Source organism: Pseudomonas sp. MWU12-2037 (genome assembly GCF_023242345.1).
GTDB classification, from domain to species: Bacteria; Pseudomonadota; Gammaproteobacteria; order Pseudomonadales; family Pseudomonadaceae; genus Aquipseudomonas; species Aquipseudomonas gingeri_D.
Genome location: NZ_JALLIZ010000022.1, coordinates 75,655 through 102,033, shown reverse-complemented (window position 1 = coordinate 102,033; position 26,379 = coordinate 75,655). Strand labels below are relative to the sequence as shown.

The 26,379-nt window shown below is 63.3% G+C and carries 26 protein-coding genes; 4 read left to right on the top strand and 22 right to left on the bottom strand.

Annotated features, from left to right (window positions below; translation table 11 throughout):
- The first annotated feature begins 173 nt into the window (after positions 1-173).
- Positions 174-1,184, top strand: coding sequence for a hypothetical protein (locus tag M5B42_RS28080; protein ID WP_177101270.1), 1,011 nt, complete (start codon positions 174-176; stop codon positions 1,182-1,184).
- Between the two features lie 88 nt (positions 1,185-1,272).
- On the opposite strand, the gene M5B42_RS28075 is transcribed toward M5B42_RS28080, so the two are convergent.
- Complete coding sequence (locus M5B42_RS28075) at positions 1,273-2,538, bottom strand: Hsp70 family protein (RefSeq protein WP_248747638.1); 1,266 nt, start codon at positions 2,536-2,538, stop codon at positions 1,273-1,275.
- A gap of 309 nt (positions 2,539-2,847) precedes the next feature.
- On the opposite strand from M5B42_RS28075, the gene M5B42_RS28070 reads away from it, so the two are divergent.
- Both M5B42_RS28070 and M5B42_RS28065 read left to right on the top strand, forming a co-directional pair.
- On the top strand, positions 2,848-3,798 hold the full coding sequence (locus M5B42_RS28070; protein ID WP_103495237.1) for a DnaJ C-terminal domain-containing protein: 951 nt from the start codon (positions 2,848-2,850) through the stop codon (positions 3,796-3,798).
- Between the two features lie 2 nt (positions 3,799-3,800).
- On the top strand, positions 3,801-4,106 hold the full coding sequence (locus M5B42_RS28065; protein WP_103495236.1) for a chaperone modulator CbpM: 306 nt from the start codon (positions 3,801-3,803) through the stop codon (positions 4,104-4,106).
- A gap of 15 nt (positions 4,107-4,121) precedes the next feature.
- On the opposite strand, the gene M5B42_RS28060 is transcribed toward M5B42_RS28065, so the two are convergent.
- A complete protein-coding gene (locus tag M5B42_RS28060; RefSeq protein WP_103495235.1) occupies positions 4,122-5,261 on the bottom strand; it encodes a HAMP domain-containing sensor histidine kinase in 1,140 nt (379 codons plus the stop codon).
- 198 nt (positions 5,262-5,459) lie between these two features.
- On the opposite strand from M5B42_RS28060, the gene M5B42_RS28055 reads away from it, so the two are divergent.
- Complete coding sequence (locus M5B42_RS28055) at positions 5,460-5,714, top strand: hypothetical protein (RefSeq protein WP_103495234.1); 255 nt, start codon at positions 5,460-5,462, stop codon at positions 5,712-5,714.
- Positions 5,715-5,743: 29 nt separating this feature from the next.
- Here the strand turns inward: M5B42_RS28055 and ureC are convergent, their stop codons facing one another.
- From ureC to M5B42_RS27955, 20 genes are all read right to left on the bottom strand, one after another.
- Positions 5,744-7,444, bottom strand: a complete 1,701-nt coding sequence (gene ureC / locus M5B42_RS28050) for an urease subunit alpha (protein WP_248747637.1) — start codon at positions 7,442-7,444, stop codon at positions 5,744-5,746.
- A gap of 181 nt (positions 7,445-7,625) precedes the next feature.
- Complete coding sequence (locus M5B42_RS28045) at positions 7,626-7,934, bottom strand: urease subunit beta (RefSeq protein WP_100944249.1); 309 nt, start codon at positions 7,932-7,934, stop codon at positions 7,626-7,628.
- The gene (locus tag M5B42_RS28040) at positions 7,931-8,464 is read right to left on the bottom strand and encodes a GNAT family N-acetyltransferase (RefSeq protein ID WP_248747636.1); all 534 of its coding nucleotides are present in this window, start codon (positions 8,462-8,464) and stop codon (positions 7,931-7,933) included. The genes M5B42_RS28045 and M5B42_RS28040 overlap by 4 nt, the downstream gene beginning before the upstream one ends.
- Positions 8,465-8,469: 5 nt before the next feature.
- Complete coding sequence (locus tag M5B42_RS28035; RefSeq protein ID WP_248747635.1) at positions 8,470-9,003, bottom strand: GNAT family N-acetyltransferase; 534 nt, start codon at positions 9,001-9,003, stop codon at positions 8,470-8,472.
- An 8-nt stretch (positions 9,004-9,011) separates the two neighbouring features.
- Positions 9,012-9,314 (bottom strand): urease subunit gamma, encoded by a 303-nt coding sequence (ureA, locus tag M5B42_RS28030; protein WP_103495230.1) that lies wholly within the window; start codon positions 9,312-9,314, stop codon positions 9,012-9,014.
- 43 nt (positions 9,315-9,357) lie between these two features.
- Complete coding sequence (locus tag M5B42_RS28025) at positions 9,358-10,197, bottom strand: urease accessory protein UreD (RefSeq protein ID WP_248747634.1); 840 nt, start codon at positions 10,195-10,197, stop codon at positions 9,358-9,360.
- Positions 10,198-10,227: 30 nt separating this feature from the next.
- The gene (gene urtE / locus M5B42_RS28020) at positions 10,228-10,926 is read right to left on the bottom strand and encodes an urea ABC transporter ATP-binding subunit UrtE (protein ID WP_248747633.1); all 699 of its coding nucleotides are present in this window, start codon (positions 10,924-10,926) and stop codon (positions 10,228-10,230) included.
- A gap of 95 nt (positions 10,927-11,021) precedes the next feature.
- Positions 11,022-11,882 (bottom strand): urea ABC transporter ATP-binding protein UrtD, encoded by an 861-nt coding sequence (gene urtD / locus M5B42_RS28015; protein ID WP_218227684.1) that lies wholly within the window; start codon positions 11,880-11,882, stop codon positions 11,022-11,024.
- Positions 11,879-12,958, bottom strand: coding sequence for an urea ABC transporter permease subunit UrtC (gene urtC, locus M5B42_RS28010; RefSeq protein ID WP_103495226.1), 1,080 nt, complete (start codon positions 12,956-12,958; stop codon positions 11,879-11,881). The genes urtD and urtC overlap by 4 nt, the downstream gene beginning before the upstream one ends.
- Positions 12,958-14,460: an urea ABC transporter permease subunit UrtB gene (gene urtB, locus M5B42_RS28005; RefSeq protein WP_248747632.1), complete on the bottom strand. Its 1,503-nt coding sequence runs from the start codon at positions 14,458-14,460 to the stop codon at positions 12,958-12,960. Before urtB ends, urtC begins: the two co-directional genes overlap by 1 nt.
- A 159-nt stretch (positions 14,461-14,619) precedes the next feature.
- Entirely contained in the window at positions 14,620-15,885 is a 1,266-nt protein-coding gene (urtA, locus tag M5B42_RS28000; RefSeq protein WP_152741566.1) for an urea ABC transporter substrate-binding protein, read from the bottom strand.
- Positions 15,886-16,197: 312 nt separating this feature from the next.
- Entirely contained in the window at positions 16,198-17,208 is a 1,011-nt protein-coding gene (locus M5B42_RS27995) for an iron ABC transporter permease (protein ID WP_248747631.1), read from the bottom strand.
- Entirely contained in the window at positions 17,205-18,155 is a 951-nt protein-coding gene (locus tag M5B42_RS27990) for an ABC transporter substrate-binding protein (protein WP_177101282.1), read from the bottom strand. Before M5B42_RS27990 ends, M5B42_RS27995 begins: the two co-directional genes overlap by 4 nt.
- Positions 18,152-18,940 carry an ABC transporter ATP-binding protein gene (locus M5B42_RS27985; protein WP_248747630.1) on the bottom strand — a complete coding sequence of 263 codons (789 nt, stop codon included), beginning with the start codon at positions 18,938-18,940 and terminating at the stop codon, positions 18,152-18,154. Before M5B42_RS27985 ends, M5B42_RS27990 begins: the two co-directional genes overlap by 4 nt.
- Positions 18,941-18,974: 34 nt before the next feature.
- Complete coding sequence (locus M5B42_RS27980) at positions 18,975-21,095, bottom strand: TonB-dependent receptor (RefSeq protein WP_103495220.1); 2,121 nt, start codon at positions 21,093-21,095, stop codon at positions 18,975-18,977.
- Positions 21,096-21,248: 153 nt separating this feature from the next.
- Positions 21,249-22,631: a PepSY domain-containing protein gene (locus M5B42_RS27975; RefSeq protein ID WP_248747629.1), complete on the bottom strand. Its 1,383-nt coding sequence runs from the start codon at positions 22,629-22,631 to the stop codon at positions 21,249-21,251.
- 89 nt (positions 22,632-22,720) lie between these two features.
- Complete coding sequence (locus M5B42_RS27970) at positions 22,721-24,841, bottom strand: TonB-dependent copper receptor (protein WP_248747628.1); 2,121 nt, start codon at positions 24,839-24,841, stop codon at positions 22,721-22,723.
- Between the two features lie 97 nt (positions 24,842-24,938).
- Positions 24,939-25,364, bottom strand: coding sequence for a DUF2946 domain-containing protein (locus M5B42_RS27965; protein ID WP_248747627.1), 426 nt, complete (start codon positions 25,362-25,364; stop codon positions 24,939-24,941).
- Positions 25,365-25,385: 21 nt separating this feature from the next.
- A complete protein-coding gene (locus M5B42_RS27960; RefSeq protein WP_177101294.1) occupies positions 25,386-25,880 on the bottom strand; it encodes a copper chaperone PCu(A)C in 495 nt (164 codons plus the stop codon).
- Between the two features lie 48 nt (positions 25,881-25,928).
- A complete protein-coding gene (locus tag M5B42_RS27955; protein WP_248747626.1) occupies positions 25,929-26,330 on the bottom strand; it encodes a DUF2946 domain-containing protein in 402 nt (133 codons plus the stop codon).
- Positions 26,331-26,379: the final 49 nt, after the last annotated feature.

The following is a 26,379-nucleotide window of genomic DNA, read 5'->3' as shown; positions in this document are numbered from 1 at the left end:
CTCGTGATCCGGGCAAGCCCTGCTGCCGCGAAATTTCATGATGCTGCGTCGCCTGCCTGTCACAACTCTTCATTAAGATGCCAGGCCACCGTCCTTCTGGCGCCTGCCGCTGGTCCTCCCAAGAGAAGGCTGGCAGACTGCCTGTCTTTTAGCGCCGTTCTTTTTGAGGCTGTATGTCAGCGTTTTCCCAGCGTTATGTAGTCCTGGCCAGTTTGATCCTTGTTTTCGGTGGGTTGTTGCTGGCATTGCCGTTGCGGCTGCTGCCCAGTCTGCTGGCCGGTTTGTTGGTCTTCGAGCTGGTCAATATGCTCACGCCCAAGCTTGAGCACCTGATTGCCGGACGGCGTGCGCGCTGGCTGGCGGTGGCGTTGCTGGGCACCTTGATCGTCAGTGTGCTGAGCCTGATCTTTGCCGGGGCCATCAGTTTTCTGCTGCATGAAGCGGAAAACCCCGGCGCATCCCTCGGCAAATTCATGGTGGTGGTGGACAAGGCGCGCGGGCAGTTGCCGCCGTTTATCGACGCCTACCTGCCGGCCAGTGCGGCGGAGTTCCAGGTCGCTATCGGCGAGTGGCTGACCAAGCACCTGAGCGAGTTGCAACTGGTGGGCAAGGACGCGGCGCATATGTTCGTGACCCTGCTGATCGGCATGGTGCTGGGGGCGATCGTGGCCTTGCAGCATGCCTCCGACATCACCCTGCGCAAGCCCCTGGCGGCGGCGCTATTCGACCGCCTGCGGCTGCTGGTACAGGCGTTCCGCAATATCGTCTTCGCGCAGATCAAGATCTCGGCGCTCAACACCGCGTTCACCGCGATCTTCCTGGCGGTGATCCTGCCGCTGTGCGGGATCAAGCTGCCGCTGACCAAGACCCTGATCGTGCTGACCTTCCTGCTCGGGCTGTTGCCGGTGATCGGCAACCTGATGTCCAACACCCTGATCACCATCGTCGGCCTGTCGCTGTCGATCTGGGTCGCGGCGGCGGCGTTGGGCTACCTGATGTTTATCCACAAGCTGGAGTACTTCCTCAACGCGCGGATCGTCGGTGGGCAGATCAGTGCCAAGTCCTGGGAGTTGCTTATGGCGATGCTGGTGTTCGAGGCCGCCTTCGGCCTGCCGGGCGTGGTGGCGGGGCCGATCTATTATGCGTACATCAAGAGCGAGCTGAAGCTGGCGGAGCTGGTCTGACGCGACTGGCGTCATCCCGTCAGGCTTGCCGGCGATGGCGCCGTGGACGGGCGCCGAAGGACCGCGTTGCACCACAGTCCTCGCTGTTTCAGCCGTAGCGCTTCTTCGCTTCGATCGCCAGACCGCTACCAATGCTGCCGAAGATATTGCCTTCCACATGGCGGGCATTGGGCAGCATCGCCGAGACGCTCTGGCGCAGTGCCGGAATGGCGCTGGAGCCGCCGGTGAAGAACACCGTGTCGACCTGCGCGACACCCACCCCGGCATCGCCGAGCAACTGGGTGACGCTGGTGCGGATGCGCTCCAGCAGGTTGTCGATGGCCGACTCGAACAGGGCCCGGCTCAACTCCACGCTCAAGCCCGGCTCGATGCGATCCAGCGGCACATGGCGCTGTTCGGCATGGGTCAGTTCGATCTTGGTTTCCTCGATCTCCATCGCCAGCCAGTGGCCGGCACGCTGTTCGATCAGCTTGAACAGGCGATCGATGCCGCCGGTGTCCTCGATGTCGTAGCGCATGCTGCCCAGGGCCAGCTGGGTTTTCTGCGAGTACACCGAGTTGATGGTGTGCCAGGTCGCCAGGTTCATGTGATGGCTGGTGGGCATATAGGCGCCGCTTTTCATCCGGCTACCGTAGCCGAACAGCGGCATCACGCCTTGCAAACTCAGCTGCTTGTCGAAGTCGGTCCCGCCGATGTGCACGCCGCCGGTGGCGAGGATATCGTCGTGACGGTTGTCCAGGCCCCGGCGCTCCGGCGACAGGCGCACCAGGGAGAAGTCCGAGGTACCGCCGCCGATGTCGACGATCAGCACCAGCTCCTCACGGTCCAGGGTCGACTCGTAGTCGAAGGCGGCGGCGATCGGTTCGTACTGGAAGGACACTTCCTTGAAACCGAGCTTCTTCGCTACTTCCGCCAGGGTGTCTTCGGCTTCCTGGTCGGCGGCCGGGTCTTCGTCGACGAAGAACACCGGGCGGCCCAGCACCACCTGCTCGAACTCACGTCCGGCAGTGGTTTCGGCGCGTTGCTTCAACTGGCCGATAAACAGCCCCAGCAGGTCCTTGAACGGCATCGCCGTGCCGAGCACGCTGGTGTCGTGCTTGATCAGCTTGGAGCCCAGCAGGCTCTTGAGCGAGCGCATCAGCCGGCCTTCGTAGCCTTCCAGGTACTCATGCAGGGCCAGCCGGCCATAGACCGGACGGCGCTCCTCGAAATTGAAGAAGAGCACCGACGGCAGGGTGATCTTGTCGTCTTCCAGCGCGATCAGCGTTTCCATGCCGGGACGTATCCAGCCGACGGTGGAGTTGGAGGTGCCGAAGTCGATACCGCAGGCACGGGCTGGAGAGGCGTTGTTCATGGTGTTCGGGTTCCGGTTGCAAAACGGCCGCGCAGTGTATGCCAGTCGCGCACGGATTCGAAGGCCGGCGATCCGTTAAATAGCGCTTCTTGTAACGGATTGGACTTGAAAGGTGGGCAATCGTCCCCAAACTTGCACTCATTGGTTCTGCCTGTTGCCATCGATGACAAGAAATTCCGGCAACGGCCGATAAACTTCTGCAGCGCCCCTGAGTCACAGCCTTGAGATCGGTCAATCTTTGTCGCGCCGATGCGCGCATGCTGTGTCTTGCCGAGCGGCGCGATATCGATAACGGATGGTGATCCTTAGATGGACTTCAAAGACTATTACAAGATCCTGGGTGTGGAGCCGACGGCGGACGACAAGACCATCAAGGCCGCGTACCGCAAGCTGGCGCGCAAGTATCACCCGGATGTCAGCAAGGAAAAGGACGCCGAAGCGAAGTTCAAGGACGCGTCGGAAGCCTATGAAGCGCTGAAAAGCGCCGACAAGCGCGCCGAATACGACGACTTGCGCAAATACGGCCAGCACGGCCAGCCGTTTCAGGGCCCGCCGGGTTGGCAGGGCCGTGGCGGTTTCGGTGGTGGCGGCGCGGACACAGGCGACTTCTCGGACTTCTTCAGTTCGATCTTCGGCTCGCGCGGCAATGGTTTTGGCGGTGGACAACCAGGCCGCAGCGCCGGCCGGCGAGGGCAGGACGTGGAACTGGAACTACCGATCTTCCTGGAGGAAAGCCTCTCGAACGAGTCGAAGAAGGTCAGCTTCCAGATTCCGCAGCACAATGCCGCCGGGCAGCATGTCAGCAACACCAGCAAGAGCCTGAACGTGAAGATTCCGGCCGGTGTCACCGACGGCGAGCGTATCCGCCTCAAGGGCCAGGGCGCGCCGGGTGTCGGCGGTGGGGCGAATGGCGACCTGTACCTGACGATTCGTTTCGCACCTCACCCCAAATTCGATGTCGAAGGAGAGAACCTGATCATCACCCTGCCGCTGGCGCCCTGGGAATTGGCGTTGGGCGCGGAGATCGCGGTGCCGACCCTGACCGGCAAGATCAACCTCAAGGTCCCGGCGGGCAGCCAGAACGGCCAGCGTATGCGGGCCAAGGGCCACGGCCTGTTGAACAAGGCCGGGCAGCGCGGTTATCTGTTCGTGCAGCTCAAGGCGGTGATGCCACGGCAGAACGACGATGCCGTCAAGGCGTTGTGGCAGGAACTGGCGAAAAAGGCCGCCTTCGACCCGAGAGAGCAATGGAGTAGCTAATCATGAGCAGCCCCTTGAACGTTCAACTGGATATGCAGGCTTTTTGTGAGGTGACCCAATTGCCGGTTGCCTACGTGATCGAAATCGTCGAACACGGCATTCTTGAACCTCAGGGGCGCTCGCCCGAGGCCTGGCGTTTTGGCGATGAAGCGCCGGGTATTGCCCGCCGCGCGGTGAAGCTGCATCGGGATCTTGAGCTGGAGTGGGAAGGCGTCGCCCTGGCGCTGGACCTGCTGGCGGAAGTGCAACTGCTGCGGGCGGAGAACCAGATGCTGCGCCAGCGCCTGGGGCGCTTTGTGCACGAGTGAATACAGGCCTGGGCCCTAGGCCCGAGAGATTCTGGGCAGGACCACGGTAAAACGTGTGCCGTCTTCGGCGCTGGAGCTGACCTCTATCGTACCCTGATGGGCCGTCACCACTTCCTTGGCGATATACAGCCCCAACCCCAGGCTGGTGGCGGTACCCGGCTGGCCGATCTCTTCATCAGCGCCGCGCACCAACGGATCGAAGATCGTCGCCAGGGCTTCCTGGGGGATCGGCGTGCCGAAGTTGTGCATGGTCAGGCGAACCCTGTCCGTGCCGCCGTCCAGGCTCAGGGTCAGTGGCCGATGGTTGGCACCGTGCTGCAAGGCATTGCCGATCAGGTTTTGCAGCAGTTGCTCGATGCGCCCGCGATCCCAGACCCCATGGACATCACCTTCCACCTTCAGCAACGGCAGGCAATCCGGCTGCCCGGCCCAGGCTTCATTGATGGCGGCTTTCGCCGCACTGCTCAGGTCCATCGGTGCCGGGTCGATGGGCAGGCTGCTGCCCAGGCGGCTGCGGACAAACTCCAGCAAGTCGCTGATCATGCTGCTCATATGACGGGTGCCACTTTTGATATTGGCGACATAGACCAGGCCGTCGGCATCGAGGCGGGTCTTGCGCACCAGCATTTCGGTGGACATGGTCACGGCCTGCAAGGGCGCTCGCAGGTCATGGCCGAGGATGGCGAGGAAAATATCCCGTGAACGGTTGACCTGCTCGGCGTAGGCGGCGGTGGATTCGGTCAGGGCTTCGTCGATGGCTTCGTTGAAGCGAATCATCTCCTGGAAATGTGTCAGCTCCGGCGACACCAGGCTATTGACCCAGCGGCGAATCACGCAGGCGCGCAGGTGACGGAACTCCGAGGTCATCTGCATCAGGTCGAAACCAGCGGTGTGGCGCAGTTCGCCGTGGCTGGCCGCCGCGATGTCCAGGCCGGGGCTGCTGTCCAGGCTGTCGCCCTTGGACTTGGCGGTCTGTTGGCTGGTGCTCTGGCTGGTTTCCATATCCCGGGCGGCGGCCAGCAGGATCGATTTGGCGTGGTCACGCAAGGCGACCCGGCCCATGGTGTCCGCCGCCGGGGTCAGGGTCTTGGCGAACTGTTCCCACTCATCGACGATGCTGTCGACCTGCTGCACGATAAAGGTTGATAGGTGCATGCTTGTTGCCTCGAAGGGAGGATCGCTCTTTATGAGGGCTAGCTTAGCGCTTTTCAGTCCCTTTTGAGGGGTGGGTTTCAGGTGGCCTGACTCATCTATACCTGTCATTTCTGACAGTAGACGCTACCTCCCGGCAGGCTTAGTGTGAATTCGTGCTGTATTCACTCAAAGCAGTACCTCTTCAAAGGAGCGACTGTCATGAACAAAGCAGATCTGTTGAGCAACACCGAAAGCCAGATCAACCAGGCGGCACTGAGCATTGCCGACGGGAAAAAGGATATGGCCAACGACAATGCCGTCGGCAAATTATTGTTCCTGTGTGCCTTGCATCGTGTGCTGGACGGCAAGCCCCATCCGGGTGACCTCGGGATGATGGATGGGATCAATGACTGCCTGCAGCAGTTGGGGCTGGTCGAGACGTCGAAAACCTTCTTTGCCGCCATCCAACCCTGACGGCCAAGCCATCCATGGCTGGCCTGGGCTCAGAAGAGGAAGTAGCGCTGCGCCATCGGCAGCACGTCCGCCGGTTCGCACCATAGCAGTACGCCATCGGCCTTGACCTGATAGGTCTGCGGGTCGACGTCGATCTGCGGCAGGTAGTCGTTGTGGATCAGGTCGGTTTTCTGCACATCGCGGCAGCCTTTGACCACCGCAATTTTTTTCTTCAAGCCCAGGCTCTGGGGAATCCCCGCGGCCTGCGCCGCCTGGCTGATAAAGGTCAGGCTGGTGGCGTGCAATGAGCCGCCGTAGCTGGCGAACATCGGCCGGTAGTGCACCGGCTGCGGCGTCGGGATCGAGGCATTGGCGTCGCCCATCAGGCTGGCGGCAATCGCCCCACCCTTGAGGATCAGCGTCGGTTTCACACCGAAGAACGCCGGGCGCCAGAGCACCAGGTCGGCCCATTTGCCCACTTCGATCGAGCCCACTTCATGGCTGATGCCATGGGTGATCGCCGGGTTGATGGTGTATTTGGCGATGTAGCGCTTGACCCGGAAGTTGCTGTTGCCGTCCCCGTCGCCCGGCAGCGGGCCGCGTTGTTTCTTCATCTTGTCGGCGGTCTGCCAGGTGCGGGTGATGACTTCACCGACGCGGCCCATGGCCTGGCTGTCGGAGCTGATCATCGAGAACGCGCCGAGGTCGTGGAGGATGTCCTCGGCGGCGATGGTTTCCCGGCGGATACGGCTTTCGGCAAAGGCCACGTCCTCGGCGATGCTCGGGTCGAGGTGATGGCAGACCATCAGCATGTCCAGATGTTCGTCGATGGTGTTGCGAGTGAACGGCCGGGTCGGATTGGTCGAGCTGGGCAGCACATTGGGGAAACCGCAGGCCTTGATGATGTCCGGCGCATGGCCGCCGCCCGCGCCTTCGGTGTGATAGGTGTGGATGGTACGGCCCTTGAACGCGCCGAGGGTGGTTTCGACAAAACCGGATTCGTTGAGGGTGTCGGTGTGGATCGCCACCTGCACGTCGTACTGGTCGGCCACGCTCAGGCAGTTGTCGATGGCCGCCGGCGTGGTGCCCCAGTCTTCGTGGAGCTTGAGGCCAATGGCGCCGGCCTCGACCTGCTCGATCAGCGGCTGTGGCAGGCTGGCGTTGCCCTTGCCGGTGAAGCCGATGTTCATCGGGAAGGCATCGGCGGCCTGGAGCATGCGCGCCAGGTGCCAGGGCCCGGAGGTGCAGGTGGTGGCGTTGGTGCCGGTGGCCGGTCCCGTGCCGCCGCCGATCATGGTGGTGACGCCGCTCATCAGCGCTTCTTCGATCTGCTGCGGGCAGATGAAGTGGATATGGGTGTCGATGCCGCCGGCGGTGAGGATCATGCCTTCGCCAGCGATGACTTCGGTGCTGGCGCCGATGGCGATGGTCACGTCGGGCTGGATGTCCGGATTGCCGGCCTTGCCGATGGCGGCGATGCGCCCGTCCTTGAGGCCGACGTCGGCCTTGACGATGCCCCAGTGGTCGATGATCAGGGCATTGGTGATCAGGGTGTCGACGACCTCGGCGGCCAGCAGCTGGCCCTGGCCCATGCCGTCGCGGATCACCTTGCCGCCGCCGAATTTCACTTCTTCACCGTAGGTGGTGAAGTCCTTTTCCACTTCGATCCACAGGTCGGTGTCGGCCAGGCGCACCTTGTCGCCGACGGTGGGGCCGAACATGTCGGCGTAGGCTTGTCTGGAAATCTTCATTGTGGGTCCTTAAAAAGGGCGAGCATTCATCCGGTGTCAGGCGAATCGGTGATGGCGAACTTGAGTCCGTCTTCGCGGGCAAGCCCTGCTCCTACAGATTTATGTCGTACGCAGAATTTGTATTCGACGCAGAACTGTAGGAGCAGGGCTTGCCCGCGAAGGCGTCGGTACAGGCAACACCTCAGTCAAGGTCGCCCATCACCCGCCCGGCAAACCCGAACACCCGCCGCAACCCGGCCAACTCCACCAATTCAACGTCCCGGCTCTGCCCCGGTTCGAAGCGCACGGCGGTGCCGGCGGGGATATTCAGGCGCATGCCACGGCTGGCGGCGCGATCGAAGCTCAAGGCGTCGTTGGTCTCGAAAAAGTGATAGTGCGAACCGACCTGGATCGGTCGGTCACCGCTGTTCGCCACATTCAGGCTGAGGGTGCGGCGACCGACATTGAGTTCGATGTCGCCGGGCTGGATCTGATATTCACCAGGAATCATTCGGGTTGTCCCAGGGTCTTGAAATAAATGGCGGTGGCCTTGTAGCGACCATCCGGTGTCGTGCAGTAGTTCGGCAGTTCGCCGACCCGGGTGTAGCCCAGGGCGCTGTAGAAGGCTTCGGCTTCGGAGCCGGCCTCGGTGTCGAGATGCAGCAGGCCACGCTTGTGCTGTTTTGCCGTCTGCTCCAGGGCCTGGATCAGTTGCTGGCCGAGACCGCGATGGCGGGCCTCGCTGTACACCAGCAGCTTCTGGATTTCGGCGCGGTTCAGGCCGTTGGCCTTCTGGCACAGGCTCAGTTGCACGCTGGCCAGCACCTGTTCGTCACGCACCACCACCCAGAGCAGCAGGCTGCCGTCCTGCAGCGCGGTTTGCACCGTATCGAAGTAGTCGCGGGCCTGGCCGGCATCGAGATCGGCCATGAAACCTACACTGGCGCCGTGCCGAACGGCGTCAAGCAGCAAATCGATCAAACCCTGGCGGTAGTGCGCAAAGCTTTCGTTATTCACACGACGCAGTTGGGCGGCGTTCATGGCGGTTACTCCTGGTTGACGGCGGGCGGCAGGGCACCCGGATTCAGAGTCAGTTGCATAAAGGTCAGGTCCAGCCAGCGGCCGAACTTCACCCCCACCTGGGGCATCTGCCCGGTGATGGTGAAACCCTGGTGTTCATGCAGGCGAATGGAAGCGGCGTTACCACTTTCGATGGCGGCGACCATCACATGTTTGCCGCAGTCACGGGCGCGCTCGATCAGCACCGCCATCAGTTGCGGGCCGAGGCCATTGCCGCGCTGGTCGCTGCGCACATAGACCGAGTGTTCGACGGTGTGGCGGAAGCCCTCGAAGGGCCGCCAGTCGCCGAAGGAGGCATAGCCGAGGACGCTGTTGTGGCTGTCGACGATCACCAGGATCGGGTAAGCCTGGCCTTGCCGGGCGCTGAACCAGGCCTGGCGATTGCCCAGGTCCACCGGTTGTTCGTTCCAGATCGCCGTGGTGTTGAGCACCGCGTCGTTGTAGATGTCGCGGATCGCCGGCAGGTCGGCGTGGACGGCATCGCGGATTACGTAGGACATGCTCGGCCTCAGGCGATGGGTTGGTGGACGGTGACCAGCTTGGTGCCATCGGGGAAGGTGGCCTCGACCTGGATCTCCGGGATCATTTCCGGGATGCCTTCCATCACTTGTTCGCGGTTGAGCAGGGTGGTGCCGAAGTGCATCAGCTCGGCCACGGTCCGGCCATCGCGGGCACCTTCCAGCAGAGCCGCCGAGATATAGGCCATGGCTTCCGGATAGTTGAGTTTCACCCCACGGGCCAGGCGCCGTTCGGCCACCAGACCAGCGGTAAAAATCAGCAGTTTGTCTTTTTCGCGGGGAGTCAGGTCCATGGTTCGGAGTCCGTTGGCAGGCAGTAAAAGAAGGTTGGCATATTCATGTGTTCCAGATCCTCGGCGGCACGGCCTCGCGCCCCAGCAGGGCCGGGCGCAACAGCCGCCACAGCTCGATCAGCCAGGCACGGGCATGCAGGGCCTCGCCGGCCAGGCAGCGGGCCACCAGCAGGCCGGGCAGTTGGGTCAGGTCGCCGCGCACCCGGGTCGGCGCTGAACGGCAGCGTTCGAGCAGCTCGCTGTCGATCTCACCGGTCACCAGCAGGGTGGCGAAGACCGGTTGGCCGTCGAGGCCGATGGGCGAGTCGAGCAGGCCGTCGTCGCCCTGGATGCGTTGGCGTTCGTGCCAGAGCAGTTGGCCGTCGCGACGGATATCCAGCTGTGACTGGAAATGCCCGCGATCAAAGCGTTCACCGCTGGCGGGGCGCCCGAGGGCGACCATATCCCAGTAGAGCAAGCGGGCGTCGCCTTCAAGGTCAATGCGGGTGTTCAACTCGGCCTGGGCCGCGCTGAAGACGATGGTTTCCTGGGGCAGCCATTCCAGGGTCGCGCCGGCGGCGACCTTCAGGTCCAGGGTCTGGTAGGCCGGCCCGTTGGCGCGATACCACTTCGCGGCACCGGGGCTGGTCAGTTGCGCCCAGGCATCGGTTTCGACGCGGGCGCTGATGGCCAGCCGGTCACCGCCGGCAATCCCCCCGGGCGGGTGGACGATAATGTGCTGGCAGACTTGCGGACCTTCGGCATACAGGTGTTTCTGCACCCGCAACGGGCCCAGATGGCGCCGGGTGACCGGGCGCGTGCAATCGCCGAAGCGGGCGTAGCCGAGTTCGAGCTCGGCGTGCCAGCTGGGAGTGAACAGGGCGTGAGTGACAGTTGAATTCATGGTTTCTAATTATCGTCGTGACGCTACAGGTTAGATCGTAACCAGTCCGCGCACACCTTCGGCTTCCATATTTTCTCCGCGACCTTGCTGGACAATCTCGCCCCGGGACATCACCAGGTACTGATCGGCCAACTCGGCGGCGAAATCGTAGAACTGCTCCACCAGCAGGATCGCCATATCGCCGCGGGCGGCGAGTTTCTTGATCACCGCGCCGATCTCCTTGATCACCGAGGGCTGGATGCCTTCGGTGGGTTCGTCGAGGATCAGCAGGCGTGGGCGGCTGGCCAGTGCCCGACCGATGGCCAGCTGTTGTTGCTGGCCGCCGGAAAGGTCGCCGCCACGGCGTTGTTTCATTTGCAGCAGGACCGGGAACAGTTCGTAGATGAACGCCGGCACTTCCTTGGCTTCGACGCCAGGGAAGCGCGAGAGGCCCATCAGCAGGTTTTCTTCCACGCTCAGGCGGCCGAAGATTTCCCGGCCCTGGGGTACGTAGGCGATACCGGCGTGGACCCGTTGGTGCGGTTTGAGGTTGGTGATGGGTTTGCCTTCCCACTGCACCGCTCCTTCCTTGGCCGGCAGCAGGCCCATCAGGCATTTGAGCAGGGTAGTCTTGCCCACCCCGTTGCGGCCCAGCAGGCAGGTGACTTCGCCGACTTTCACGTCAAAGGACAGGCCCCGCAGGATGTGGCTGCCGCCGTAGTATTGGTGCAGTTTGTCGACTTGCAGCATGGTCAGGCTCTCATCAACTGTCGCAAATTCTGATTGGGGTGGACGCATGGGCTGTCCCACACAAGCACCGTTCCTACAGGAGGAAATGGGTACAGCTATCGGCCGAGGTAGACCTCGATCACCCGCTCGTTTTCCTGCACCTGCTCCAGCGATCCCTCGGCCAGCACGCTGCCCTGGTGCAGCACGGTGACATGGTCGGCAATCGCGCCGACAAAACCCATGTCGTGCTCCACCACCATCAGCGAATGCTTGCCGGCCAGGCTCTTGAACAGCTCGGCGGTGAACTCGGTCTCGGCATCGGTCATGCCTGCCACCGGTTCGTCGAGCAACAACAGTTGCGGGTCTTGCACCAGCAGCATGCCGATCTCCAGGAACTGCTTCTGGCCATGGGACAACAAACCGGCCGGGCGATTGACCGAGCCGGTCAGGCGAATGGTTTCCAGGACCTGGGCAATCCCGTCCTTCTGCTCACCGCTCAAACGCGCCCGCAGGCTGGCCCATACCGATTTGTCGGTCTTCTGCGCAAGCTCCAGGTTCTCGAACACCGTCAGCGCCTCGAACACCGTCGGCTTCTGGAACTTGCGGCCGATCCCGGCCTGGGCGATCTGCACTTCGCTCATCGACGACAGGTCCAGGGTTTCGCCGAACCAGGCCTTGCCATGGCTGGGGCGGGTCTTGCCGGTGATCACGTCCATCAGGGTGGTCTTGCCCGCGCCATTGGGGCCGATGATGCAGCGCAGTTCGCCGACGCCGATGTACAGGTTCAGGTTGTTCAGGGCCTTGAAACCATCGAAGCTGACGCTGATGTCTTCCAGGGTCAGGATGGTGCCGTGGCGGGTGTCCAGGCCGTCGCCCTTGGCCTGGCCGAGACCGAGGGCGTCACGGCTGCTGCCGGCATCCTTGTTGGGTTCGAGGATCGGTTCGAGCATGAATTCGGCGGTCGCGGTGACTCTCATTGTTCGCCCCTTTTCTTCAGCAGCCCGATCACGCCCTTGGGCAGGTACAGGGTCACGACGATAAACAGTGCGCCGAGGAAGAACAGCCAGTACTCAGGGAAGGCCACGGTGAACCAGCTCTTCATGCCGTTGACCATGCCCGCGCCGAGCAGCGGGCCGATCAGGCTGCCGCGCCCGCCCAGGGCCACCCACACGGCGGCCTCGATGGAGTTGGTCGGCGACATTTCGCTGGGGTTGATGATCCCCACCTGCGGCACATACAGCGCCCCGGCCAGTCCGCACAACACGGCGCTCAAGACCCAGACGAAGAGCTTGAAGCCACGGGGATCGTAGCCACAGAACATCAGGCGGTTTTCCGCATCGCGCAATGCCGTCAGCACCCGCCCGAACTTGCTCCTGGCCAGGCGCCAGCCGCTGTAGAGGCTGGTCACCAGCAAGACCACGGTGGCGAAGAACAGCACCGCGCGGGTGCCCGGTTCGGTGATGCCGAAACCGAGGATGCTGCGGAAGTTGGTAAAGCCGTTGTTGCCGCCGAAGCCGGTTTCGTTGCGGAAGAACAGCAGCATGCCGGCGAAGGTCAGGGCCTGGGTCATGATCGAGAAATACACGCCCTTGATCCGCGAGCGGAAGGCGAAGAAGCCGAACACCAGCGCCAGCAGCCCCGGCGCCAGCACCACCAGGCACAGGGCCCAGAGAAAGTGGCTGGTGCCGGTCCAGTACCAGGGCAGTTCGGTCCAGGACAGGAAGGTCATGAACGCCGGCAGCTCGTCGCCGGACGCCTGGCGCATCAGGTACATGCCCATGGCGTAGCCGCCGAGGGCGAAGAACAGGCCGTGGCCGAGGGACAGCAGGCCGGCATAACCCCAGACCAGGTCCAGGGCCAGGGCGACGATGGCGTAGCAGAGAATCTTGCCCACCAGGGTCAGGGTGTAGGCCGAGACGTGGAACAGGTTCTCCGGCGGCAGCAGCGACAGCAGTGGCAAGGCCAGGAGCAGCGCCAGCACGATCGCGCCGACGGCAATGGTCAGGCCGGGCCCGGCTTTTTGGCTCGCGGTGAGCATCAGGGGCTGGTTCATCAGTCGATCACCCGTCCTTTCAGTGCGAAGAGTCCTTGCGGGCGTTTCTGGATAAACAGAATGATCAGCGCGAGGATCAGGATCTTGCCCAGCACCGCACCGATCTGCGGTTCGAGGATCTTGTTGGCTATGCCCAGGCCGAAGGCGGCCATGACGCTGCCGGCCAACTGGCCGACCCCGCCAAGCACCACCACCAGGAAGGAGTCGATGATGTAGCTCTGGCCCAGGTCCGGGCCGACGTTGCCGATCTGGCTCAGGGCGACGCCGCCCAAACCGGCGATCCCGGAGCCGAGGCCGAAGGCGAGCATGTCCACCCGTCCGGTGGGCACGCCGCAGCAGGCGGCCATATTTCGGTTCTGGGTGACGGCGCGGACGTTCAGGCCCAGGCGGGTTCTGTTCAGGAGCAGCCAGGTGAGGACCACCACGAACAGCGCGAAGGCGATGATCACCAGGCGGTTGTAGGGCAGGACCAGATTGGGCAGCACCTGGATGCCGCCGGAAAGCCAGGCCGGGTTGGCCACCTCGACGTTCTGCGCACCGAATACCAGGCGGACCAACTGGATCAGCATCAGGCTGATACCCCAGGTGGCGAGCAGGGTTTCCAGTGGACGCCCGTAGAGATGGCGGATGATCGTGCGTTCCAGGGCCATGCCGATCCCGGCGGTGACGAAGAACGCCACCGGCAGGGCCACCAGCGGGTAGAACTCGATGGCCTGGGGCAGGAAGCGCTGGAACAGCAACTGCACAACGTAGGTGGCGTAGGCGCCGAGCATCAGCATTTCGCCGTGGGCCATATTGATCACCCCGAGCAGGCCGAAGGTGATCGCCAGGCCGAGGGCCGCCAGCAACAGGATCGAACCGAGGGACAGGCCGCTGAAGGCCTGGCCGAGCCATTCGCCGATCATCAGCTTGCGTTTGACTTGCGCCAGGCTGGTTTCGGCGGCGGTGTGCACGCCGGCGTCGGCTTCGACCCCGGGTTGCAGCAGGCCTTCGAGGCGGGTGCGGGCCAGCGGGTCGCCGCTCTCGCCGAGCAGGCGCACGGCGGCCAGGCGGACGGCCGGGTCGTTGTCGACCAATTGCAGATTGGCCAGGGCCAGGCTCAGGGCGGCGCGGACATCGGTGTTGGTTTCGCCGGCCAGTTGCTGGTCGAGGAATTTCAGCTGCGCCGGCTTGGCGCTTTTTTGCAGTTGCTGGGCGGCGGCCAGGCGCACCTTGGCATCGGCGGCGAGCAGTTGCTGGGCGGCGACGGCGGTGTCGATCAGGCCGCGCAGGCGGTTGTTCAGGCGCAGGGTCTTGGTTTCGCCATTGAGGGTCAACTGGCCGCTTTGCAGGGCGTCGATCAGCTCGATGCGTGCCGGTTCCGGGTGCGCGGCCCAGGTTTCCAGCAGGGCGGCCTGTTGGCTGGAGTCGGCGGCGACGAAGTCTTCGGCGTCCCCGGCGTGGGCGGCCATCGGCAACAGCAGTGCCAGGGCGAGGAGAAAGCGGTATAGGGCAGTGGGCATAGCAATGGCCTTGCATAAGACCTTGTAGGAGCCGGCTTGCCGGCGATGAGGCCCGCAAGTCTTGTATCGACCGTCCGGCCGCCATCGCCGGCAAGCCGGCTCCTACAAGGGGATTGGGTCGGCCCGCGAATACCTGCCGGGCCGACCGTCAGCGGTTACTCAGTTGCTCTTCACCGCATAATCCGGCTTCTTGTCGTTGCCCGGGATAAACGGGCTCCACGGCTGGGCACGGATCGGGCCCTTGGTCTGCCAGACCACGTTGAACTGACCGTCGGCCTGGATCTCGCCGATCATCACCGGCTTGTGCAGGTGATGGTTGGTCGGGTCCATGGTCAGGGTGTAGCCCGATGGCGCGGCGAAGGTCTGGCCGGCCAGGGCTGCACGGACCTTGTCGACATCCGTGGACTTGGCTTTTTCCGCCGCCTGGGCCCACATGTGGATGCCGACATAGGTGGCTTCCATCGGGTCGTTGGTCACGGCCTTGTCGGCGCCCGGGAGGTTTTTCTTCTTGGCGTAGGCTTTCCAGTCGGCGACGAATTTCTTGTTCACCGGGTTATCCACCGACTCGAAGTAGTTCCACGCCGCCAGGTTGCCCACCAGTGGCTTGGTGTCGATACCGCGCAGTTCTTCCTCGCCCACGGAGAAGGCCACCACCGGTACGTCGGTGGCTTTCAGGCCCTGGTTGGCCAGTTCCTTGTAGAACGGCACATTGGAGTCGCCGTTGACGGTGGAGATGACCGCAGTCTTGCCGCCGGCGGAGAACTTCTTGATGTTGGCGACGATGGTCTGGTAGTCGGCATGGCCGAACGGGGTGTAGACCTCTTCGATATCCTTGTCCGCGACCCCCTTGGAGTGCAGGAACGAGCGCAGGATTTTGTTGGTGGTGCGCGGGTAGACATAGTCGGTGCCGAGCAGGAAGAAGCGCTTGGCCGCGCCGCCGTCTTCGCTCATCAGGTATTCCACCGCCGGGATCGCCTGCTGGTTCGGCGCGGCGCCGGTGTAGAAGACGTTCGGCGACATTTCCTCGCCTTCATACTGCACCGGGTAGAACAGCAGGCCGTTGAGCTCCTCGAACACCGGCAGCACCGATTTACGTGACACCGAGGTCCAGCAACCGAACACCACTGCGACCTTGTCCTGGGTCAGCAACTGCCGGCTTTTTTCGGCGAACAGCGGCCAGTTGGACGCCGGGTCGACCACCACCGGTTCGAGCATCTTGCCGTTGACCCCGCCCTTGGCGTTGATCTCGTCGATGGTCATCAGCGCCATGTCTTTAAGCGAGGTTTCGGAGATTGCCATGGTGCCGGACAGCGAATGCAGGATGCCGACCTTGATGGTCTCGGCGGCCTGGACGGTCCAGGTCATGCCCATGGCGGCAATGGATGCCGTCAGTGTGAAAGCCTTGATCAAGCTACGACGCTTCATTGGTGCGATCTCCAGATGTTCAAAGTTTTTTTGGTTGGCAGATGCAGACACTGAAGGGGCTTTTGCAAAGGCTGTGCCCAGTCGGGGAAAGGCAGGAAACCGTCGTGTTTGAGCGGTACTGGTCTGAACAGTCGCACCAAGCGGGGGCGACATGGGCGTTGCGGTGCGCGGGGAGTGCCAGATTGGTGCTGATACCGTCTTCGCGACGGTGCGGCGATCCGGCAAGCTCTGCGCCTGCAGAGTTCGTGTCGATCAACTATTTTGTGAACGACGCGGAACCTGTAGGAGCAGAGCTTGCTCGCGAAGAGGCCCTCACCGGCGCCGCATCAACCCGATAAAAAACAACCCGCCAATGGCCGCCGTGGCCACCCCGATTGGCAAGTCTTCGGGCGCGATCAGGGTCCGCGCCGCGACATCGACCCAGACCAGGAACAGGCTTCCCAGCAGCGCCGACACCGGCAGCAGGCGCCGGTGTTCCGCGCCCACCAGATAGCGGGCGATATGCGGCACCATCAGGCCGACAAAACCGATGGAGCCGCTGATGGAAACCAGCACGCCGGTCATCAGCGAGGCGATCAGGAATACCTTCAGACGCACATTGCGCGCACTCAGGCCGAGGGTCACGGCAGTCTGCTCGCCGGCCATCAGTGCGTTCAAGGGCCGGGCCATGCTCACCAGCAGCACCAGCCCCAGCAGCACGCTCGCCGCCGGTATCGGCAGCAGCTCCCAACGCGCCAGGCCGAGACCGCCGAGCATCCAGAACAGCACCGCGGAGCTGGCCCTATGATCGCCGAGAAACAGCAGCAGGTTGGCCAGCGCCATCATCACGAAGGACACCGCGACCCCGCACAGCAGCAGCCGGTCACTGTCCAGCCGACCGTTGCGACTGGCGATGGCGAGCACCGCCAGCATACTGGCCAGGGCACCGATAAAGGCGGCGATGGGCAAGGTCAGCAGGCCGACGATCTCGCCCACATGCAGGACCACGATCACCGCGCCGAGAGTCGCCCCGGAGGTCACCCCGAGCAGGTGCGGGTCGGCCAGGGGATTGCGCGTGACCGCCTGCAAGACCGCGCCGATCAACGCCAGCCCGGCGCCCACCAGCACGCCGAGGAGCATGCGCGGTACGCGGATCAGCCAGACGATATGCTCCTGCCCGGCGCTCCAGTTCACCTCGCCCAGGCCCAGCGCCTTGTACGAGAGAATCCGCCACACGACATCCACCGGCACCCGCGCCGGGCCGAAGCCCAGGGAGAGGACGCAGGACAGCAGCAACAAGGCGCCGAGGGCGGCCAGCAACGAGCCATAGCGGCGATTCATCATTGCGGGTGGAAGGCCTTGGCGAGGGTTTCGATGGCCTTGACGTTATCGATGCCCGGCGTCGCCTCGACATAAGGGATGACCACGAAGCGCTTGTTGCGGATAGCGTCCACCGACTGCAGCGCCGGGTTGGTTTCCAGGAAGTGCTGCTTCTGCTCGGCGGTGACTTCGCTGTAGTCGACGATCACGATCACCTGGGGATTTTTCTCCACCACGCTTTCCCAGTTGACCCGGGTCCAGCTGGCATCGACGTCGTCGAGGACGTTGCGCCCGCCAGCGGCTTCGATCAGCGCCTGGGGCATGGCCAGGCGGCCGGAGGTCATGGCGCGGTCTTCGCCGCTGTCATAGAGGAACACTCGTGGACGGTCGGCCGGCAGGGTTTTCTGCACCGTGGCCACCCGCGCCCGCATCTCGCCGATCAGGGCATTGGCGCGGTCCTGCACGTCGAAGATCTTGCCCAGGTTGCGCAGGTCGTTGTAGGTGTCGTCGAGGCTGGCACCCGCGCGTTTCATCACGAAGGCACAGGACTCGGTCAGCTCGTAGACGTTGATGCCCAGGGGCGTCAGTGTCGCCGGGGTGAGGGCGCCGCCGACCGTCATGCCGTAGTCCCAGCCGGCGAAGAAGAAATCGACGTTGGCATTGAGCAGGGTTTCCACCGACGGGTACTTGGCCGCCAGTTCGGGCAGGCCGTCGAGGGTTTTCGCCATTTCCGGGGTGACTGATTTCCAGCCGCTGATCCCGCTATAGCCGACCATGCGTGGCTTGAGGCCGAGGGCGAGCATCATCTGGGTCATGTTGATGTCATGGCTGACCGCGTGTTTCGGCGCCTCCTTGAAGGTCACCTCGCGGTTGCAGCTCTGGACCGTCAGCGGGTAGTGCGTCGATTCGGCCAGGGCGGCCATGGACGTGAACAGTGAACCGAGGCAGAGCGCCAGGTGCCGTAGCTTCATGGTTGGGTTATCCAGGTGATTCGCGGGTAGCCGGAGAGTGGGTGGGTATCGATCAGCGCTTCGACGCCGAAGACTTCCCGCAGCAGCTCGACGGTCAGGACCTCGGCGGGTGTGCCGCTGGCGACGATGCGCCCGTGCTGGAGCACATACAGCCGGTCGCAGAAGGCCGCGGCGAGGTTGAGGTCGTGGATGCTCGCCAGGGTGCCGATCTTCAGTTGCCTGACCAGGCGCAACAGTTCCAACTGGAAGCGCGGGTCGAGGTGGTTGGTCGGTTCGTCGAGGATCAGCAGTTGCGGTTGCTGGGCCAGGGCGCGGGCGAGGATCACGCGTTGTTTTTCACCACCGGAGAGGGTGGCGAAGGCGTGCTCTTCGAAGCCCTGCATACCTACTGATTCAATGGATTGACGAATCAGTCGGCGGTCGGCCTCGGTGTCGCCGTCGAAGAGTTTCTTGTGTGGGGTGCGGCCCATGGCGACCACTTCGTCAACGGTCAGGCCAAAGGCATCGGGGAATTCCTGGAGCACCACGGCGATGCGCTGGGCGCACCAGCGTGGCGATTGTTTCCAGACGTTCTGGTGTGCGAGCAGGACCTCGCCGTGTCCCGGTTGGCTGAAGCGGTAGGCGCAACGCAGCAGGCTGGTCTTGCCGCTGCCGTTGGGACCGATCAGGCCGACGAACTCACCGGCCGCCACCCGCAGGTTGGCATCACGCAGTTGAAACTGGTGTTGGCAGCGGTCATGGCCGGGAGGCGTCCAGGCGAGATCGGTGAGGGTCAGCGAGGTCATTCGTTACTCATTGTTGTTGCACTCGGTTCTGTCTTTAAAAGGTGTAGTCCGCCGTCACAAAGACCGACCGCGGCTGCCCCATGATCCATTGCTGGCCGTCATTGTATTGGCTCAGGGCGTATTGGCGATCGAACAAGTTGTTCAATTGCAGACCCAGCGTTGTATTACGCAAGGCTTTCCACGAGACATTGGCGTCCACCACGGTATAGCTCGGCAGCTCGACGGTATTGGCCAGGTCGGCGTAACGCGCATCCACATAACGTACGCCCGCCCCGGCGCGCACGTCATCGGTGATCGCCTTGCTCAGCCAGAGGTTGGCGGTGCGACGCGGGACATCCGTAGGGCGGTTGCCCGCGTAGGAGACGACGGCGTTACCGACGTTCTGGTCGAAATCATCGTATTGAGCCCGGACAATCGACGCATTGGCCTGCAACTGCCAGTCGTGGGCCAACTTCAGGTCGAGACTGGCTTCCAGTCCGTCGGACGATTGTTGCCCCACTTGCAGTTGGTTCTGCGAGTTGGTCGGGTCGACGGTGAGCAGCTTCTTTTTAACGATGTGATAGGCCGCCAGGGTCCATTCGCCGCGCTGGTCCCAGAATATCTGCTTGAGACCCAGTTCGCTCTGCTTGGCTGTGGACAGGCCGAATTGCTGGTTGCCCGGGCTCAGTGAGATCAGGCCATTGAGGCCATCAGTGCTGGTGGAGTACTGACCGTACAAGGAGGTGTCTGGCGTCAGGGCATAGACCAGACCGACCTTCCAGTTGTTACCGGTCAGGGATTTTTCGGTTTGGCTGCCATTGACCAGGTTGTCACGCTCCAGATGCACATAATCGCGACGCACCCCGGTTACCAACGACCACTGCTCATTCAGCTGGGTGCGGTTTTCCGCGAAAATCGAGAACTGGCGTGTCGTGCTCTTGTACTGGTCACGGTATGGGTCGGCGCTTTCAAAGACCCCGGGGGGCGGATTGCTGATGTCGATGGGCTGGCCATCGGGCAACACATCGTTGTACGGCGAGTTGCTGGTGTCCTTGAAACGGATGCGGTTGACGTCCACGCCCGTCAGGGTCTGGCTGTCGAGGCCGAACAGACTGTGCTTGAAGGTGAAGGTCTGGCGGTCGCCTACCTGTTCCTCGTTGTGCCCGATGCTCAGGAAACTCTGCCGCAGCAACTGCTGGCTGGCGGGGTCGAAATTGTAGTTTTCGGCGTTCTGCCAGCGACGCTGGGCCTTGAGGTAATACAGCTCGTTGCTGGAACTGACGGTATCGGAGATCTGCCAGTCGGTGCGCAGGCGCGTCCACTGGTCGTTGTAGTGCAGCTTGTCGTCACCGACGTTGTAGTTCTTGAAGCGCAGGTTTTCCTGGTAGTGGCCGTTGATCAGCGGCACGCCGAAATAATCGGTGGGCTCCTGGTCGCCGTAGTCGCTGGACAGGGTGAACACCAGGTCATCGTTGGCCTGCCAGCGCAAGGCGCCGCTGAAGAAGTTGCTGCTCGAATCGCCACGGTCGACCCAGCCGTTGCTGCTCAGGCGATTGAGATTGAGGCGATAGCTGAGGGTGTCCGTCAGCGAACCGCCGCTGTCCAGGGCTTCTTGCTGACTGCCGTAGGAGCCATAGCCCAGGCGCACATGGTTTTCGATCTCGCCTTCGAACGGTTTTTTCGGAAGGGTGTTGATCACCGCGCCGGTGGCCCCTTCGCCATACAGTACCGATGCCGGCCCACGCAGCACATCGACGCGCTCCACCGACCAGGTGTCCACCGGGAAGGTCACGGTGCCGGCACCAGCGTACATCCGGGTGCCGTCATACAACTGCATCACCGAGTTCTGCCCGGTAAAGCCCCGCGCCTGCAACGAAGTGCCGCCATCCCCCGGGTTGCCGGTACGGCTGATCCCGGCGCTGCGCGATGCGGCATCCTGCACACTCATATCGCCGCGCTGGCGAATCTGTTCACCGCTCAGGCTGTCGGTGCTTGCGGGGGTTTCCAGTGCCGTCAGGCCCAGACGTGAGCCGGCGGTGGTCGGGGTCTTCAGGTCGATGCGCTCGTCGTCGACGGCGGGTGCGGTAATGGTGCCGGTGGGCAGGGTCAGGGTGCCGTCGGCCTGGGCGTGGTTCAACGCCAGCAGGCAGAGGCCGGGCAAGAGGTACTTGTTCATCGGGACAGGGAGTCGCTTATCTTCAGAGGCGATACCCGCAGCCAGGGACTGCGAGTAGGGATGTTGCATATTGTTATATTATAACAATATGCAATTGCAACATATTCTCGTCAAAAGTCTACAGACTCCTCTGGAATGCGCCTCTCAACCTGTTCAGGTTGAAGATGAGGCCGATTCAGGTTGGCCCTTGAGACGCGACAGCAGCGCCCAATCCAGCAGCCAGACGACGATCAGCGAGACCCCGACCAGGGGAAACAGGATCGCCAGGGCGAACATGATCACCAGGGCGGTTTTCCAGCGTGGCAGGTCGTGGCGCAGCGGCGGTACACCGAGGCCACCTTGCGGACGACGCTTCCACCACATCACCACGCCGCTGACGGCACTGAGCAGGATCATCAGGCACACCAGCAACATGACCAGCTGGTTGATCGTCCCGAACAGCTTGCCTTCATGGAGCATCACGCCCATTTCCGTGGCCCGGGCGACATTGCCGTAGTGCTGCCAGCGCACATCGGCCAGGACCCTGCCGTTGTACTGGTCGACATGCAGGGTGGCGTCGTTGCGCGGGTCGTCGGCGAACACGGCGATGGTGAACACGCCTTCGGCGGTGGTCGGCAGGGTGATGCTGTAGCCGGGTTCGACCTGGCGCGTGGCGGCGATGTCCACTACCTGTTGCAGGCTGATGCCCGGTGCTGCCGGGCCGCTTGAGGTGGCGCCGTGGTTCATGTGTTCGGCATGGTCGCCGGACATCGGCATCGGCGTGTTTTCCAGGGCCCAGGGCACGGTCTGGCGGGTCGCGTCGTTGAGGCCGCGGGCCTCGAGGTCGGACTTGGGCATGTTGTTCCACATGGCATCGGGAAACTTGTTCCAGACCTCGGCGTACTGCTTGCCCCAGACCCCGGTCCAGGTCATGCCGCTGAGCAGCATGAACAGCAGCAGCCCGGCGCCCCAGAACCCAGTGACGGCGTGCAGGTCGCGCCAGACGATGCGTCCGCGCTGGCTCAGGCGTGGCCAGAGCACGCCGGCACTGGAACGGCCCCGTGGCCACCAGAGATAGAGGCCGGACACCACCAGCATCACGCCCCAGCCGGCGGCCAGTTCCACCAGGCGATCGCCGAGGGTGCCGATCATCAGTTCGCCGTGCAGGGCGCGGGCGACGGCTTGCAGATTGAGCTTGGCATCCTGCTCGCCGAGTATGTTGCCGCGATAGGGGTCGAGGAACACGTTGAGCTCGCGACCGTCGCGAATCAGCACGAACTGAGCGCTGCGTTCGGCGTTGATCGGCGGCAGGTACTGTTTGATCCGCACCTGTGGATAAGCCATCTCGATGCGGCGCATCTGATCGTCGGCGTTGAGGCGGTGATGACCGGCCTGGACCGTTATCAGGTCGCTGTACAACAGCGGGTCGAGTTGCGGTTTGAACAGGTAGATGATCCCGGTCAGGGCCAGCAGGACCATGAACGGCGCAACGAACAGCCCGGCATAGAAATGCCAGCGCCAGGCCAGGTTGTAGAAGGAGATTTTAGGTTGGCTCATCAGGAGCGCTCCGCAAGGTATCAGTCATTGGATATACGGTGACAGTGCGGCGAGCGGGCTTGTCGGGACGCCGCTCGCCACAGTTACGGTTAGAAACTCATATCCACCTTGGTCCAGAACGTGCGCCCCGGTTCGTTGATGGCTTGCGGGTCATTGGCCGGGTAGCCGAACCCGGCGTTGCCCGCCAGGTTCAGGTGCTCGGCGTATGCCTTGTTGAACAGGTTGTCGACGCCGCTGCTGAGCTTCACGTGGCTGTTGATCCGATAGGCGCCGTTGAGGGAGAACACGCCGAAGCCGGCACTTTTGGAAAAGTCCTTGCCGACCACATTGCCCTCGTTCAGATCGATGCGGTTCTGTCGCGCAACCACTCGCCACAGACCTGCGGCACTCCAGTTGTCGCGGCTGTAGGTGAGGCCCAGGCGGGTGTCCAGGGGTGGCATCTGCGGCAGTGCCTTGCCGTCGCTGGTGTTCTTGCCCCAGGCATAGGCCAGGCTGGCATCGGCTTTCCAGTTGGCCGTCAGCCGATAGGCCGCGCCGAGCTCGCCGCCCATTATCCGCGCGTCGATATTGCGCGCCTGGGAGGTCGTGCCCATCATTCCCGGCTGGTAGTTGAACAGGATAAAGTCGCGCACCTGGCCGACATAGCCCGAGGCCCAGGCCTCCAGGTCCTCGGTCTTGTACTGCAGGCCGACATCCAGCTGGGTGGTCTTCTCCGGCTTGATGGCATCGAAGGCGTTGAGCGAACCACTCGGGCCCTGGTCGGGGGAGAACAGTTCCCAGTAGTCCGGGAAACGTTCGGCGTGACCGAGGCCGGCGTACAGCGTGGTCGGGCTGTCGGCCAGGTCATGCTCGTAGCGCATGAAGCCACTGGGCAGACTGTCTGCACGGGTCTGGCCGGCGGTCGGATTGGGCTGGGCGCTCATCCCGGAACCGATGCGCTGGCGAAAGTCCTTGGCCGAGGCGCGGTCCAGCCGCGCGCCGCTGATCAGGCGGTCACGCTCGGCGGCGTACCAGGTCAGTTCGCCGAAGACGCCGTAGTTGTGGAACTCGGCATCCCGGTTGCGTGGCAGGCTCTCGTAAGTGTCGATGCCCATGCTGCTGCGCTGGCGGTGTTCGTCGGTTTGCCCATCAAGGCCGCCGATCAGTTGCCAGTCGGCCCAGCGCCAGGTGGCCTTGAGTCGCGCGCCGAGGGTGCGGCGGTCGACATTGGAGGCCATGGGGCCGGCCATCATCCCGGTGCCGGAGGGTTGGCGCAGGCTGTAGTTGTCCATCACATGGTCGGCGTAGTTGTAGTAGACCTGGGCCTCGAGCTTGTCGAGCACATCGCCGAGGTTCGACCTTTCAAAACGCAGGCCGAGGCTTTCGCGCTTGAACTGCGAACCGTCCATGCCGCGCCCGGCGTAGCGGGCTTCACCGTCGCCCTTGCCGGCGGTCAGTTCCAGCAGGGTGTCGGCATCCGGCGTCCAGCCCAGGGCGACGTCGCCGTTCCACTTGTCGTAGCGCGAGGGCACGCGGTCGCCATTGCCGTCCTTGTAGTCGCCCGCACGGGCTTGGTTGCCGATCGCCCGGACATAGCCCGACGGACCGCCAGCGGCGGCATCGACCACTTTGTCGAAACGCCCGTTGGAGCCGGCCAGCACACTGGCGTTGACCCGCGTGCCGAGTTCGCCGAAGTGCTCCGGCTCACGGTCGAAGAGGATGGTCCCGGCCGAGGCGCCGGGGCCCCAGAGCACGGTTTGCGGTCCCTTGATCACCGTCAGCTTGTCGTAGGTTTCCGGGGAAATGTAGGAGGTCGGTGCGTCCATCCGCCCCGGGCAGGCGCCGAGCATCTGGCCGCCATTGGTGAGGATATTCAGTCGCGAGCCGAACATGCCGCGCAGCACCGGGTCGCCGTTGGTGCCGCCGTTGCGCACCAGGGCAAAGCCGGGGATGGTCTTGAGGTAGTCGCCGCCGTCACTGGCGGGGACCGGCTGGCGCGGGTCCTTGGGGTCGGTGATCACCGTCAGCGGCGAGCTGGGGGCGATGGCGGTAATGACTGTCGGGGCGATTTCCCGGGGTGGGGCGTCCGGCGAGTCGGCGGCGAAGATGGCAGGGGCGAGCAGGACGCCGCACATCAGCGTGGTGCCCTGGCGCAGGCGGGCGCGGGCCTCGTTCAGGGCGAACGGGGAAGACGCCCGGGCAGCGCGCAGGCGAGTGTTTGCAGTGGACATAAGCGTTCCATCATTCAAGCGAATACAACACGGCAGCCGCTTTGGAACTGTGTGTCACAGTCCAGGCGGGCCGCGTGAGAGGGTAGTGGGTCGCTGCTTAATGGAACGCGGGCGGGGCGCGGGTGCGAGCACCGGGAAAGGTGGTTTGCTGGGCATGGCCCAGGCGGGTCTGGGTAGCGACGGCGGCCGTCGGCCTGGGGCCGTCAAGGGCGGCGAAACTCAGGTTCTGCGGCAGGGCCGGGCAACTGAACAGCAGGGTGCAATAGCCGCATTTTTCCCATAGCGCATGGTGCTCGGCGCTGGGGGCGTGGTGCTTGTCGGCGCTGGGCGCCATGGCCTCGCCTGCCTGCCCGGGCATCTCCATCGACATGTCCATGCCCATCGACATGGGCATGCGGTGATCCATCGGCATCGCCTGGGAAATCAGCGGTCCGATAAAGATCATCAGCATGGCGAACAGGCTCAGCCAACTGCCGCGCACTTGGGCGCGGGAGCGGGGTGACCTGAGGCGTGCGGCGTGCATGGCGTTCACGGGCGTCGTCGATTATTGAACGGGCGCGTGATCCATGTGGCTCATCTCATTGGTCCCGGCAGGCGGCTGTTTCTGTACCGATACCTCGACGGTCACGTCGCCGGCTTTTTCAAAGTGCAACGTCAGCGCAAAGTGCTTGCCATCCTGCAAGAGGCTGCGGTCCTTGAGGTCCAGCAACATCACATGAAAGGCCATGGGGGCGAACTTCACTTCACCGCCGGCGGGTACTTCGACACTGGCGACTTGCTGCATTTTCATCAGGTCGAGCTGCATCACATGTTCATGCAGTTCGGCCTTGCCGGCGATGGGACTGTCGACGCCGGTCAGGCGGTCGGCCGTGGTGCCCGGGTTGTGGATCACGAAATAGGCCGCCACCGTCGGGGCGTTGGGCGGCAGTTCCTGGGACCAGGGATGGGTGATGCTCAGGTCACCGACCTTGAATTCATGGGCATGGGCAAAACAGGCGGGCAGCAGCAGGGCGGCCAGCAACAGGGCATTCTTGAACATGGTGGTTCTCCATAACGATTCATGACGCACACAGACTGTGGGTGTGAATCAGGCTAGCGGAGAAGCCCTGGGATTGAGCGAGGGCCATTGCTGGCGTGGGGTGGGGAGGTCGATCTGGGTGGCGGGGCGTGCCGGCTGGGTTTCGTCCTGGGCCACCGGCAACTGTGTAACATGGCCGGGCAACGCCAGCAACGAGGCGAAGCCCGCACAGCACCAGCAGTGCTGCATATTGGAATGCTCATCGTTTTGCGGGGTTTGCTGTTCCAGCTTGCCGAGGTCGATGGCCACCAGGCGGGTGCCACTGGCCGAGCAGAAACTGCCCCACAACAGTTGCTCCGCGATCGAGTCTTGCGAGGCTTGCGCCATGGCTCCGGACATCGGCATGGCGAGCAGATTGAACAGCACTGCAAAGCAGGCGATCCAGGCAATGGCTAGCCGTTGTCGGGGCATGGAAAGGATTTCCGTGAGTGTTTTCAAACAGATGGGTTATTTAGCCTGA